Consider the following 13,740-nt stretch of genomic DNA (forward strand, 5'->3'; position numbering starts at 1 on the left):
GGCTGCGAAGCCGCGGCGATTTGTCGGGCGGTCGGCGGGCAGGTATTCGACATGACAGGCGTACCTGCAACGGACCTTGCCGACGACGATCTCGACCGCGAGCTCGCGCATCTGCACGAGACGCGGCGCGAGACCTTTCTCCACGGCTCGCCGGATGCCCTGGAGACTCACACCCGCAGAATGTTGGAGCTCGAGGCCGAGTTCCGCACTCGCTTCCCGGAGCGGGTCACCCCTGACCCGGCCCGGCTGCGGAGCGGGGCATGAGCACGGCAAGCCTGCTCGCCGGACCGAAGGCCCCGCCTTTCCGGCGGTTCGGGCTGGCGGACTTCCTGCAGTCGGCGCTGACGTCGGGCACCGACGACGACGTCGTACAGATCGCGGCAGCCCGGCCGGTCGACCGACGGGACCGGTTCGCGACGTTGCTGAGCATCTACCGCCTGTCCACCGCGTCGGTCCACGAGCTCGGCGCGGCCGCGGTCTTCCAGAGCCATCCCGCCGTCGCCGCCATCAAGCAGCGCTGCGAGCGCGACTGGCTGGCCGAGCTGGACGGGTTGGTCGTGCCACCGGACATCGCGTCGCGCGATCCGCGTGACGCGATGCGTGCCATCGCCGCCCGCGACCGGCTACCCGCGATCTACAAGTGGCTGGCTCGTGACGCGTCGTGGGCGGAGATCGTGCAGTTCCTCGCTCTGGAAGGCGGGCCGGACGGCGGCTTCGACGACTTGGTCGCGGCCTGCCAGATCGGCCTGGCCGGCCGGGCGAAGCTCGAGCTCGCGACGAACTACTGGGACGAGATGGGCAACGGCGATGCCGCGGCCGTCCACACGACGTTGCACCAGGAGCTTGCCGCAGCGCTCGCGCTTCCCGAGCTCCCGCTGGCAGACCAACCGACCATCGCCCTCGAACGTTCTGCGCTGGGCGGGCTGCTCACCACCAACCGTTGGCTGCAGCCCGAGGCACTCGGCGCGCTCGGCCTGATCGAGCTGCAGGCCGGTCCGCGTTGCCGGCTCGTGCTGCAGGGCCTCGAACGCTGCGACGCGCCGGCGGCGGCCTTCCCGTTCTACCGGGTTCACGCCGAGGTCGACCCTCGGCATGGCCGGGACTGGCTCGACAACGCCATCGCTCCCATCGTCGAGGAGCTGCCGCAGTGGGGTCCGCGGATCGTCCGCGGGGCGTACTGGCGCGGCCAGATCAACGCCATGTTCTTCGACGAGGTCGCCCGAATCCTCGGCGTCAGCGTCCCAGCCGCAGCGCAGGCACAGACATGAAGGCGGTCGTCTGGCAGGGCAAGCGCGACGTACGGGTCGAGCAGGTCGCCGATCCGGTGATCCAGGAGCCGAACGACGCCATCATCCGCGTCACCTCCACCAACATCTGCGGCTCCGATCTGCACCTGTACGAGACGCTCGGCGCCTTCATGGACAGAGGCGACGTGCTCGGCCACGAGGCGATGGGAGTGGTCGAGGAAGTCGGAGCGCAGACCGGAGACCTCCAGGTCGGCGACCGCGTGGTCATCCCGTTCCAGATCTCGTGCGGCAGCTGCTACATGTGCGGCCTGGAGCTCTACACGCAGTGCGAGACGACACAGGTCCGCGAGCAGGGAACCGGCGCCGCGCTGTTCGGCTACTCCAAGCTCTATGGTCAGGTCGCGGGTGGCCAGGCCGAGTACCTGCGCGTGCCGCAGGCCCAGTTCACCCACATCAAAGTGCCCGAGGGTCCGGCCGACGAGCGGTTCGTCTACCTCTCCGACGTGCTGCCGACCGCCTGGCAGGCGGTGGAGTACGCCGGGGTGCCCGACGGCGGCACCGTCGTCGTACTCGGCCTCGGCCCGATCGGTGACATGTCCTGCCGGATCGCCGCCCATCGCGGCTACCGGGTCATTGCCGTGGACCTGGTCGCCGAGCGGCTCGAGCGCGCGCGGGCGCGTGGCGTCGAGGTGCTCGACCTCGACGATCACGACGAGCTCGGCGAGTCGATCCGGGAGATGATCGACGGTCGCGGGCCCGACAGCGTGATCGACGCGGTCGGCATGGAAGCCCACGGCTCGCCGCGAGCCCGGTTCATGCTGCAGATGGCTTCGCTGCTTCCTGACCCGGTCGCTGCCACGTTGACCAAGACCGCCGGGGTCGACCAGCTCGCCGCGCTGTATTCGGCAGTCGACATCGTCCGCCGCGGCGGGACGATCTCGCTGTCCGGTGTGTACGGCGGGATGCGTGACCCGATTCCGATGATGGTGCTGTTCGACAAGCAGGTGCAGCTGCGGATGGGGCAGGCGAACGTCAAACGGTGGGTCCCGCAGATCATGCCGCTGCTCGACGACCGCGACGTCCTCGGCGTGGAGTCCTTCGCCACCCACACCCTGCCGCTGGACGAGGCACCGGGTGCGTACGAGATGTTCCAAGAGAAGAAGGACGGCGCGGTCAAGGTCGTCCTCAAACCCTGACCGATCATGGGTGAGGTGGCGACGCCGGACCTGGCGGAGTACCGACAAGCGCTGGTGCGTGACCGCGACACGACGGCGGCGCAGCTCGATCGGCTCCGCCGCGACCTCGACGAGATCTTCCGCGCCGCGGCGGACGTGGCGGTCGACGACGAACACGACCCGGAGGGCGCGACCATCGCCTACGAGCGGTCGCGGACGGGCGCGCTGATCGCGCAGGCGGAAGCCCACCTCGACGAGATCGCGCTCGCGCTGCGACGGGTCGACGCCGGCACGTACGGCGTGTGCCTCGAGTGCGGTTCCCCGATCGGGTCGGCACGCCTGCTCGCCCGACCTGCCGCGCGGACCTGCGTCGCCTGCAGCTCGCGGTAGTTCTCGCCGCGCCCGGTGGCGCGTCGCGAGCAACTGAGATACTCGAAGTGTGACGGGCATGCCAGCAGGCGAGGAGCTCGCGCTCGCCGCCGACTTCCCCACGGCGACGCGCGACCAGTGGCTGAAGCTCGTCGCAAAGGTGGTCGGTGTCGATGATCCCGCTGCGGCCGAAGTCGCGCTGTCGACAACGCTGTTCGACGACGTCAGGACGCTGCCGCTCTACGTGGCGGGCGCGGACGTCGACGCCGGGCTGCCGGGTCAGGGGTCGTTCGTCCGGGGTCGAAGCGGCAGAGATTCGCTCGGCGGTTGGGACGTGCGGGTCCGCCACGACCACCCAGACCCGAAGACGACCAACGAGCAGATCCTCGAAGACCTCGAGGGCGGCGCCACGTCGATCTGGCTGGAGCTCGGTCCCTCGGGGATCGCCCTCGACGCACTGCCGGCCGCACTCGCGGAGGTCTACTTCGACCTGATCGCGGTCGCACTCGACGCCGGGCCGAGCTTCGCGCAGGCAGCAGAACAGTTCCTTGCGGTCGCCGCCGATCGCGGACGGAAGCCGGCCGAGCTGTCCGTCCGGTTCGGCGCCGACCCGATCGGCTGCGAAGCGGCCTCCGGCGTCATCGGCGATCTCGAAGCCGCCGCCGCGCTCGCGGTACGCAGCGCGCGTGAGCTGCCCGACGCGAGAGCGTTGACCGTCGACGCGTTGCCCTTCCACCTCGCCGGTGCCGACGACGCGCAGGAGATCGGCTGCTCGCTCGCGGTCGGCGCGGCCTACCTGCGCGCGATGCGCGAGGCCGGGCTGTCCGCCGACGAGGCGTTCGGCGAGATCGAGTTCCGGTACGCCGCAACCGCCGACCAGTTCCTCACGATCGCGAAGCTGCGCGCCGCGCGCGGGGCGTGGGCGCAGGTGGCGGCGAGCTGCGGCGTGACGTCGACCGCCGCCGGGCAGCTGCAGCATGCCGTGTCCTCGCCGGCGATGCTCACCCGACGTGATCCGTGGAACAACATCCTTCGAGGTGCGCTCGCGTGCTTCGCGGCCGGCGTGGGCGGGGCCGCCGCCGTGACGGTCGCCCCCTTCGACGCGGCGATCGGTTACAGCGACCGGCTGGCGCGTCGCATCGCGCGCAACACCCACGCGCTGCTCATCGAGGAGTCCAACGTCGCGCGGACGGTCGACCCGGCGGGCGGATCGTGGTATGTCGAGCAGCTCACCCGGGACGTCGCGCGCAGCGCGTGGTCGGCGTTCCAGGAGATCGAGCGCACCGGCGGCGTCCTCGAAGCGCTGCGCAACGGCTCGCTCGGCGACCGGCTCGCGCAACGGCGTACCGAACATCTGGCGGCCCTCGCCGACCACCGGGCGACGATCACCGGTGTGACCGAGTTCCCTCTCGAGGGTGAGGTCTTGCTGACCCGCGAACCGCGCCCGGCGCCGCCGACCGGCGGCCTGCCGCGGGTGCGGTGGGCGGAGGAGTTCGAGGATGGCCTCGACCGGGCGGACGAGGCGGCGTCGTGACCGCGCAATGGGAGATCCCCGACTTCACCGGCGTCGCACTCGGTGACCTCGGCCGCACCGACACCGGCGCCGACCTTGCCGGGGAGTACGGCGGCGACGACGTCTGGAGCACCCCTGAGGGCATCGACGTCAAGCCGCTCTACACCGCGGCGGACCTCGACGGCCTCGACTTCCTCTCGACGTACCCGGGTCTTGCGCCCTTCCTGCGCGGTCCGTACCCGACGATGTACGTGAACCAGCCGTGGACGATCCGGCAGTACGCCGGCTTCTCCACCGCCGAGGAATCCAACGCCTTCTACCGGCGCAACCTTGCCGCGGGGCAGAAGGGGCTGTCGGTCGCGTTCGACCTGCCGACCCACCGCGGCTACGACAGCGACCACCCGCGGGTCGCCGGCGACGTCGGCATGGCGGGCGTCGCGATCGACTCGATCTACGACATGCGGCAGCTCTTCGACGGCATCCCGCTGGACAAGATGTCGGTGTCGATGACGATGAACGGCGCGGTGCTGCCGATCCTCGCGCTCTACGTCGTCGCGGCCGAAGAGCAGGGCGTAGCGCCGGAACAGCTTGCCGGGACCATCCAGAACGACATCCTCAAAGAGTTCATGGTCCGCAACACCTACATCTACCCGCCGGCGCCGTCGATGCGGATCATCAGCGACATCTTCGGCTTCACCTCGCGGCGGATGCCGAAGTTCAACTCGATCTCGATCTCCGGCTACCACATCCAGGAAGCCGGCGCGACCGCCGATCTCGAGCTCGCCTACACCCTCGCCGACGGCGTCGAGTACATCCGCGCCGGCATGGCGTCGGGTCTCGACATCGACGCGTTCGCGCCGCGGCTGTCGTTCTTCTGGGCGATCGGCATGAACTTCTTCATGGAAGTCGCGAAGATGCGAGCCGGGCGGCTGCTGTGGGCCAAGCTGGTCAAGCAGTTCGACCCGAAGAGCGACAAGTCGCTGTCGCTGCGGACCCACTGCCAGACGTCCGGATGGTCGCTGACCGCGCAGGACGTGTTCAACAACGTCACCCGCACGTGCATCGAGGCGATGGCGGCGACGCAGGGCCACACCCAGTCGCTGCACACCAACGCCCTCGACGAGGCGCTGGCGCTGCCGACCGACTTCTCGGCGCGGATCGCCCGCAACACCCAGCTGCTGCTTCAGCAGGAGTCGGGCACCTGTCGCGTCATCGATCCGTGGGGCGGCAGCGCGTACGTCGAGCGGCTCACCTACGACCTGGCCCGCCGCGCGTGGGAGCACATCCAGGAGGTCGAAGCCGCCGGCGGGATGGCCAAGGCGATCGAGGCCGGCATCCCGAAGATGCGGGTCGAGGAGGCGGCGGCGCGCACTCAGGCGCGGATCGACTCGGGCCGCCAGCCGGTGATCGGGGTCAACAAGTACGTCGTCGTCGGCGAGGACGACATCGACGTCCTCAAGGTCGACAACCGCGCGGTGCGCGAGCAGCAGGTGGCGAAGCTTCAGCGGTTGCGCGCCGAGCGGGACGAGGCGGCCTGCCAGGACGCGCTGCGGCAGCTCACCGCAGCGGCCGGCGCGAGCTCCGACGGGTCGGACGACACGAACCTCATGGCGCTCGCGATCAACGCGGCTCGCGCCAAGGCGACGGTCGGTGAGATCTCCGACGCGATGGAGGCGGTTTTCGGGCGCTACACCGCCACGATCCATACGATCAGCGGCGTGTACCGCGGTGAGGCGGGGGCGACGTCGAGCATCGATCGCGCTCGTGAGGCGACCGACGCCTTCGAGAAGTCCGAAGGACGCCGGCCGCGGATCCTGGTCGCGAAGATGGGTCAGGACGGTCACGACCGCGGCCAGAAGGTCATCGCCAGCGCGTTCGCCGACCTCGGCTTCGACGTCGACGTCGGGCCGCTGTTCCAGACGCCGGAAGAGGTCGCACGACAGGCGATCGAGGCCGACGTCCACATCGTCGGGGTGAACTCACTCGCCGCGGGCCATCTGACGCTGGTGCCTGCGCTCAAGGCGGCGCTGGCCGAGCTCGGCCGCGACGACATCATGATCGTGGTCGGCGGCGTGATCCCGCCGCAGGACTTCCAGGAGCTTCGCGACGCCGGCGCCGAGGCGATCTTCGCGCCCGGCACCGTGATCCCCGACGCGGCGTACGAGCTGCTTCAGACGCTGGCGGCGCGCTCCGGCACAGGAGCATGACGCAGGCGGGCTCCAACACCGCCGACGTGCGGCGGTACGTCGACGGCGTCCTCGGCGGCGACCGGTCGGTCATCGCCCGGACGATCACGCTGGTCGAGTCGACTCGCGCAGACCACCGGGTGCTCGCGCAGGAGGTGCTGACCGCGCTGCTGCCGCACGCCCGCGAGGCGCGCCGGGTCGGCATCAGCGGGGTGCCCGGCGCGGGCAAGTCGACCTTCATCGACGCGTTGGGCGGGCGGCTGATCGACGACGGACATCGGGTCGCCGTACTCGCCGTCGATCCGTCTTCGACCCGGACCGGGGGGAGCATCCTCGGCGACAAGACCCGCATGGGGCGCCTCGCGACGGACCCGAACGCGTTCGTCCGCCCGTCGCCGACGGCAGGCACGCTCGGTGGGGTCGCGCGCGCGACGCGCGAGTCGATCGCGGTGATGGCCGCCGCCGGGTTCGACATCGTCCTGGTGGAGACCGTCGGCGTCGGCCAGTCGGAGACGCTGGTTGCCGAGATGACCGACAGCTTCCTGCTGCTCGCGCTTGCCCGCAGCGGTGACCAGCTGCAAGGCATCAAGAAGGGCATCCTCGAGATCGCCGACGTCGTCGCGGTCAACAAGGCCGACGGTCCGCACGAGGCGGAAGCGCAGCGCGCTGCCCGTGACCTCGCCGGCGCGCTGCGGCTGATCAGCCAGGCCTCCGACGACGAGTGGCAGACGCCGGTGCTGACCTGCAGCGCGCAGACCGGCGCCGGACTCGATGCCGTCTGGGCGACCCTCGACAAGCACTACCGCCGCCTCGCCGACAGCGGTGAGCTCGAGCGGCGCCGCAGCGACCAGCGCGTGGCGTGGATGTGGGCGTTGCTGCGGGACGCGTTGATCGACCGGCTGCGCAGTCACGACGACCTGCATCGCCTCGCCGACCGGATCGAAGGCGACGTCCGCAGTGGGGAGATCACGCCCGGCCTGGCCGCCAGCCGCCTGGCGGAGGCGTTCTTCAGCGCACGGTAGGCAGGTTCACTCGGTCTGCGCGGTCATCGCCCGCATCCGTAGCGCCTGCCGCAGCAGCGACAGTGCCATCACCGCGCCGACACCTTCGCCGGCGCGCAGCCGCAGGTCGAGCAGCGGCTCGAGGCCGAGTGCGGCCAGCACGGCGGCGTGCCCGGGCTCGTTGCTGCGATGTCCAGCGATCAGCTGGTCTTCCGAGCCGGGCCGGATGCGTGCGGCGAGCAGCGCTGAGGTGCCGGTCAGCATCCCGTCGAGGACGACGAGGCCGCCGGCGTCGGTCGCGCCGAGACAGACCCCGACCAGGAGGGCCTGCTCCGGACCGCCCAGCTCGGCCAGCAGCGCGACGACGTGCTCGCGGCGCTGCACCGGTGTACGCCGGAGTGCGGCGGTGCGTGCGAGCGCCTGCTCGATCACGTCGCGCTTGCGTCGCACCGTTGCGCTGTCGCTGGCGGCACCGCGGCCGACGACGCCGGCGACCGGCAGACCCAGCACCGCGCAGGCAACCGCGCTGGCGACCGTCGTGTTGGCGATCCCCACCTCGCCGATCGCGACCGGTCCGGCCGCCGCCGCCTCGGCGCCGATCACCTCGCCGGCGTCGATCAGGGACTCGACGTCACCGACGGACATCGCGGCCTGGTGCGCCAGATCGCCTCGCACCCCCGCCGTACGCCGGTCCTCCCAGCCGGCGAGCCGCGGGCCGTCGATGCCGCAATCGACCAGTCGCAGCGCCATCCCGGCGTCGATCGCGGCCGCCGCGCCGTGTCCGGCGCCCTCGGCGAGGGCCCGGGCCACCAAGGCCGTGGTCTGCCGGGGGAACACGCTGACGCCGAGACCGCTCGCCGGATGGTCTGCCGCGGCGATCACGAGCGTGCCGGGCGCCGACGGGTCGGTGATGGTCTGGGCGCGCAGCAACGCGTCGCCGAGCAGCCCGAGCGCGCCGGGCACCGCGAGCAAGGCGTCCTCACCGTCGCGGGCGGCGACGCGACGCAGCCGCCGTTCGGCGGAGGTGTCGACGCGGCTGCTGCGGTCGGCGGGCGTCCCGGCACCGGACTCGGACCAGCGTTCGTGGAGCACGACCGCGTCGAGCGGAAGTCGTTCCGACCACCCGTGCCGGGCCAGACCCGGTTCCGGTGGCCGCTCGTCCGGCCAACCCAGGCACAGCCAGCCGAGGGTCTCGACGCCGTCGGGGAGGCCGAGCAGCGACGCAAGCTCGGCGGGCTCGAACAACGTCACCCAGCCGATGCCGAGCCCGGCGGCGCGCGCGGTGAGCCACATGTTCTCGATCGCGCAGGCGCACGACCACAGGTCGGTGTCGGCGTACGTCGCGCGGCCGAGCACGCCGGCCGGGCGCACCCGCCGGTCGCAGCAGACGACGATGCCGACCGGAGCCTCACGAAGCCCTTCGAGCTGCAAGCCGCGAAGGTGGCTGGCGCTCACCTCGTCGAGCTGGGCCGCCTGCGCGAGTCGAGCGCGGTCCGCCATCGCGGCGGCGGTCGTCCGGGTGGCCGCGTCGCGCACCACGATGAACCGCCACGGTTGCGAATGACCGACGCTGGGGGCGGAGTGACCCGCGCTGAGCACCTGACCGACCAGCTCGTCGGCGACGTCGTCGGGGCGGAAGCGCCGGATGTCGCGTCGTGCGCCGATCACGTCGGCGAGCGCGGTACGTACCTGCGGTGGCATCGCCCACGCGGTCGGGTCGCTTGCGCGCTCGCGGCTGCTCGACCGATCACCGACGACGGGCCGCGGCCGCGGCCAGCTCGCCGTCATCGCGCGAGCCCGGGCGCGGCCGGCGGGCAGAGCTGGTCCACCAGCGGCGCCAAGTGCAGGTCCACCGCGTCCGCCAACCGGTCGAGCTGGCGGTTGCGCTCTGCCTGCCAGTCGAGGTCGGAGGTGACGAAGCGCCGTTGGCTCGCCCGGGCGACCGAGTCGAGAAAGCGCCGTCGGTAGCCGTCGCTGTCGAACAACCCGTGCCAGGTCGTCCCCATGATCGGACCGACCTGGCATCCTTCGTCGGCGAACAGCGCCTGGCCACCGAGGCGGGTGAGGTGACCGTGGTGGATCTGGTAGCCGTCTACGGTGCACCCGTCGGCGAGCCGCGCGCGACGCCGGGCGAGCACCTTCTCGGTCGAGAACACGGTGCGCACGGGCAGCAGTCCGAGACCGTCGACCTCACCGGCCCCGGACTCGACGGTGTCCTCGATGACCTGACCGAGCATCTGGTAGCCGCCGCAGATCCCGAGGACCGGCGCTGCGCGATGGGCGCGATCCGCCAGCACCTCGCCGAAACCGCTGCGGCGCAACCAGGTCAGGTCGGCGACGGTCGATCGAGTGCCCGGCAGGACGACGAGGTCTGCGTCGACGAGCTGTTGCGGGACGTCGGCGAAGGTGAGGACGACGCCCGGCTCGGCCGCGAGCGGCTCGAGGTCGGTGAGGTTGCTCGCCCGCGGGAAGCGCAACACGGCGATCCGCAAGAGGTCTGCCCCGACCGGTGGCTTCGGACGCGGCGCCCAGTCGGTGGCGAGGCTGTCTTCCGCGTCGAGCCGTAGCTCGGGGTCGAACGGGACGACGCCGAACACCGGCCGCCCGGTGCGCTGTTCGAGCTCGTCGATCCCGGACTTCAGGACGTCCGGGTCACCGCGGAACCGGTTGATGACGAAGCCGACGATCCGCGACCGGTCGTAGGAGTCCAGGCACTCCATCGTCCCGAGCAGCGACGCGAACGCGCCGCCGCGATCGATGTCGGTGACCACGACGACGGGAAGGTCGACGGCGTGGGCCAGCCCGAGATTGGCGATGTCCTGCGCGCGCAGGTTGATCTCCGCTGCGCTGCCGGCACCCTCTGCCACGACGACGGCGTAGCGCCGCGCCAGGTCCCGGTACGCGTCCGCCGCCAGCTGTCGGAGTGCGCTGCGGTCGGCGACGTAGTCGGCGGCATCGATGTCGCCGGCGGGGACGCCGTTGACCACGAGGTGCGCCGTACGGTCCGTGCCCGGCTTGACGAGGATCGGGTTCATCGAGACGTCGGCGACGGTCTGCGCCGCGTCGGCTTGCAGGAGCTGGGCGCGGGCGATCTCGTGCCCGGCCTCGGTGACGCCGGAGTTGAGCGACATGTTCTGCGCCTTGAACGGCGCGACGGCAATCCCTCGCCGAGCCAACGCTCGGCACAGTCCGGCCACGATCGTCGTCTTGCCCGCGTTGGAGGCAGTGCCGCAGATCAGGACGCCACGTGCCGTCACGGCTGCGCTCGCTGCATCGCGCCGAGCGCCCGGTCCAGCCGGGCGAGGCCGTCGGCGTGGGGCACGGCGATCCGGGCGAGGTCGGGTAGCCCGAAGCTGGCGCAGTCGCGGACCAGGACGCCGTACGGCGCGAGCCGCTCGCGCAGTCCCGCCGCCGGCACCAGCACCCAGTTGGCGTCGGAGGGCAGCGGCGCCAGTCCGTGGCCTCGCAGCAGGTCGACGAGCTCCGCGCGGAGTCGGGCCGTCTCCTGCGCCCAACGGTCGAGCGTCACGGTCTGCAGCAGGTCCGGCAATGCGGCGCAGGCCAGCCCGTTGACCGACCATCCGGGCTGGCGGGCCCGGCACCGTTCGACGAGTGCGGGGTCGGCCAGCAGGTAGCCGACCCGCAGTCCGGGGCAGCGCAGCAGTTTCGTCAGCGAGCCGACCACCGGTACGCCGGCGTCCCCGCGGGTCCACTGCCCGGTGGCGAGCGGGTAGAACGCCTCGTCCCACACGTCGGCGCTCTCCTGCGCCGCCGCGAGCCGCCCGGTCGGGTTGTTGGGGTTGGAGCGCCAGCGCGGCCCGGCGCCGTTGCGCGGATGCAACGCGAACTCCGGCTCGACCACCTGCCCCGAGATCTCCGCGCTCAGCAGCGAGATCGCCTCCGCGCCGCCGTTGGTGAGCAGGAGCCGTGCGGGATCGACTGCCATCAGCGTCGCCAGCGCCGAGGTCGCATCGCGCGCGTCCGGGTAGCGGTGGATCGCATCGAGGTGCTTGCGGATCACCGGCGTCGGGTCGGGTGCGACCGGGTTCATCGACTGGGACAGGTCGAGCAGCTCCTCGACCGGGATGCCGAGCGCGGCGGCCACCGCGGCCGCGTCGCCGCCATGCGCCCGAGCCGGCGGGACGGGGCTCATCGCCGTACCCGATCAACGGCGGCGACTGCGCCGAGGGAGCCCATGAGTGCCAGTGTGATGTCCCGGCACAAGGCGGTCGCTCGCCGGATGTCGCCCGGCTCCGGGCACCGGCCCGTGCCGAGGATCGGTCGGTGGTCGACGTTGCCGGCGTAGACGTTGGTCCCGCCGAGGCGGATCCCCAACGCGGCGGCGTAGGCGGCCTCGGCGACGCCGGCGTTGGGCGACGGGTGGGCCGGCGCCTGCTCGCGGACCGCAGTGACCACCGCTCGCGCGGCGGCGGGGCGTACGGCGGTGACGAGCGCGGCGGTCAGCCGCGCGGGAAGCCACGCGGCGGCGTCGTCGAGGCGGGCGCTCGCCCACCCGTAGTCGAGGTAGCGCTCGCTGCGGTGGCCCACCATCGCGTCCATCGTGTTGAGCGCGCGATGAACGAAGACGCCGCGCGCACCGCCGACCAGTGCCCACCACACCGGTGCGACGATCGCGTCGACCGTGTTCTCCGCGACCGACTCGACGACCGCGCGCGAGAGCTCGCCGGCGTCGAGGCCTGACGGGTCGCGTCCCGCGAGCGCCGGCAACAGCGAGCGCGCCCCGTCGAGGTCACGAGCCTCCAACCGGCCTGCGACCAGATCCGCGCTCCGGCGCAGCCCGCGCCCCGCGGTGCACGCCGCGGTAGCCGCGGTGACCGACGGGCACAGCCGCGCCGCCGCAATCCCGAGGCACACCCCGGCGGCGGCGTGTGCGGCTCCTGCCCGCCGGTCGGTGCGGTAGAGCCGGCGCTCCGTCGCGGTCATCGCGGTGCCGAACCACCCGACCGGGTGCCAGCGCGTCGGCGGGTCGCCGAGCGCGAGGTCGGTGAGCACGCCGAGCGCGACCGCGGCGGAGCGCTTCGGGACGGTCACCATCGCGCCGACCACAGCACCAAGCCGACCGTCTCACCGAGCACGATCTGCGCGCCGAGCACGTCGCCGGTGAATCCACCGAGCCGACGGCCGGACAACACCGACAGCAACGCCGCGGTGAGCGCTGCGGCACCGAGCGCGGCCGCGCCGTGGCCTGGCCGGTCGAGCAACGCGAGCGGAACGCTGATCACCAGACCGAGGCCACCGACTGCGATCGCAGTCGTACGTCGGGCCGGATCCTTCGGCTGGAAGCCGGCCGCCATCCCGTCGGGGCGCGCGTAGCGCCCGAGGAGCATGACGAGGGCTGCGGATGTCCGCGATGCGCACCACAGCGCGCCGACGATCCAGACCTTCGCCGGGCCGGCCGCAAACGTGGCGAACCGGGTCAGTGCCACGACCACGATCGTGAGCACCGCGAACGCACCGACCCGCGGGTCGCTCATCACCTGGAGCCGTCGTTCGCGGGGCAGTGGCGGCAGCAGCCCGTCGCCGGTGTCGGCGAGGCCATCCCAGTGCAGGCCGCCGGTCAGCACGGCGTCCGCGGCGAGCGTGATCGCCGCTGCGAGCGCGGCGGGCCAGATGTGTTGCGCCCCCACCCAGACGCCGCCGACCGCGAGCCCGACGAGCGCGCCGACGACGGGGAACCACCCGACGGTGCGCGGTGTCGGTGCGCTCGCCCGTCCGGCGACGGTGAGGAAGCTCAGCGCGGAGCGCATCAGGCGTGGCCTCGCAGGATCGCGTCGACGTCGACAGCGGCGGTTCGCAGCACACGGCCCGCGACGACCAGGAGTGTCTCGTCGGCGACCTTCGCCAGTCGTTCGTTGGCTGTGCCCATCGCGTCCTGGAAGGCGCGGCCGGCCGGCGTCGGCGGGTGCACCGCCATCCCGACCTCGTCGCTGACGACGACCGTGTCGCCATCGCGGTTTCGCAACACCTCGCACAACTCGGCGACTGCGGCATCGTCTGGTTGGTGCAGCGCGACCCACGGCCCGAGGCTGTCGAGCAGCACGGTGCCCGCGACACGGCGTAGCTGATCGGGCAGGTCGGCGGTGGCGCCGACGGTGGTCCACGTCGACGGCCGCCTCGCCTGGTGGCGGTCGATCCGGGCGGTCAGCTCCGCGTCGGCGTCGTCAGTCAGCAGCGTGGCGACGTACGTCACCGTCCCCGGCAGCCGCGCGGCCAGCGATTCGGCGACAC

General features: G+C 72.1%; 13 protein-coding genes. 7 read left to right on the forward strand and 6 right to left on the reverse strand.

Features of this window, described 5'->3' with window-relative positions; genetic code table 11:
* Positions 1-51: 51 nt before the first annotated feature.
* Genes VG899_07600 through meaB form a run of 7 tightly spaced genes read left to right on the forward strand, consistent with a single transcriptional unit; the run spans position 52 to position 7,512 of the window.
* On the forward strand, positions 52-264 hold the full coding sequence (locus VG899_07600) for a DUF6158 family protein (GenBank protein ID HWA66217.1): 213 nt from the start codon (positions 52-54) through the stop codon (positions 262-264).
* Positions 261-1,268: an iron-containing redox enzyme family protein gene (locus VG899_07605; protein ID HWA66218.1), complete on the forward strand. Its 1,008-nt coding sequence runs from the start codon at positions 261-263 to the stop codon at positions 1,266-1,268. Before VG899_07600 ends, VG899_07605 begins: the two co-directional genes overlap by 4 nt.
* Complete coding sequence (locus VG899_07610) at positions 1,265-2,443, forward strand: zinc-dependent alcohol dehydrogenase (protein HWA66219.1); 1,179 nt, start codon at positions 1,265-1,267, stop codon at positions 2,441-2,443. Before VG899_07605 ends, VG899_07610 begins: the two co-directional genes overlap by 4 nt.
* 15 nt (positions 2,444-2,458) lie before the next feature.
* Positions 2,459-2,812: a TraR/DksA C4-type zinc finger protein gene (locus VG899_07615; protein ID HWA66220.1), complete on the forward strand. Its 354-nt coding sequence runs from the start codon at positions 2,459-2,461 to the stop codon at positions 2,810-2,812.
* Positions 2,813-2,870: 58 nt separating this feature from the next.
* Complete coding sequence (locus tag VG899_07620; GenBank protein HWA66221.1) at positions 2,871-4,325, forward strand: methylmalonyl-CoA mutase family protein; 1,455 nt, start codon at positions 2,871-2,873, stop codon at positions 4,323-4,325.
* Complete coding sequence (scpA, locus tag VG899_07625) at positions 4,322-6,511, forward strand: methylmalonyl-CoA mutase (protein ID HWA66222.1); 2,190 nt, start codon at positions 4,322-4,324, stop codon at positions 6,509-6,511. Before VG899_07620 ends, scpA begins: the two co-directional genes overlap by 4 nt.
* A complete protein-coding gene (gene meaB / locus VG899_07630) occupies positions 6,508-7,512 on the forward strand; it encodes a methylmalonyl Co-A mutase-associated GTPase MeaB (GenBank protein ID HWA66223.1) in 1,005 nt (334 codons plus the stop codon). Before scpA ends, meaB begins: the two co-directional genes overlap by 4 nt.
* A 6-nt stretch (positions 7,513-7,518) precedes the next feature.
* On the opposite strand, the gene bluB is transcribed toward meaB, so the two are convergent.
* From bluB to VG899_07660, 6 genes are all read right to left on the reverse strand, one after another.
* Positions 7,519-9,279 (reverse strand): 5,6-dimethylbenzimidazole synthase, encoded by a 1,761-nt coding sequence (bluB, locus tag VG899_07635; protein HWA66224.1) that lies wholly within the window; start codon positions 9,277-9,279, stop codon positions 7,519-7,521.
* Complete coding sequence (locus VG899_07640) at positions 9,276-10,748, reverse strand: cobyric acid synthase (GenBank protein HWA66225.1); 1,473 nt, start codon at positions 10,746-10,748, stop codon at positions 9,276-9,278. Before VG899_07640 ends, bluB begins: the two co-directional genes overlap by 4 nt.
* On the reverse strand, positions 10,745-11,644 hold the full coding sequence (locus VG899_07645) for an aminotransferase class I/II-fold pyridoxal phosphate-dependent enzyme (GenBank protein HWA66226.1): 900 nt from the start codon (positions 11,642-11,644) through the stop codon (positions 10,745-10,747). Before VG899_07645 ends, VG899_07640 begins: the two co-directional genes overlap by 4 nt.
* Entirely contained in the window at positions 11,641-12,546 is a 906-nt protein-coding gene (locus VG899_07650; GenBank protein ID HWA66227.1) for a CobD/CbiB family cobalamin biosynthesis protein, read from the reverse strand. Before VG899_07650 ends, VG899_07645 begins: the two co-directional genes overlap by 4 nt.
* Entirely contained in the window at positions 12,540-13,259 is a 720-nt protein-coding gene (gene cobS / locus VG899_07655) for an adenosylcobinamide-GDP ribazoletransferase (protein HWA66228.1), read from the reverse strand. The genes VG899_07650 and cobS overlap by 7 nt, the downstream gene beginning before the upstream one ends.
* Positions 13,259-13,740 (reverse strand): bifunctional adenosylcobinamide kinase/adenosylcobinamide-phosphate guanylyltransferase (locus VG899_07660; GenBank protein ID HWA66229.1); only part of this gene is annotated, 482 nt, incomplete at its 5' end. The genes cobS and VG899_07660, both read right to left, overlap by 1 nt.

The organism is Mycobacteriales bacterium, assembly GCA_035550055.1.
In the GTDB taxonomy this organism is placed as follows: domain Bacteria; phylum Actinomycetota; class Actinomycetes; order JAFAQI01; family JAFAQI01; genus DASZTV01.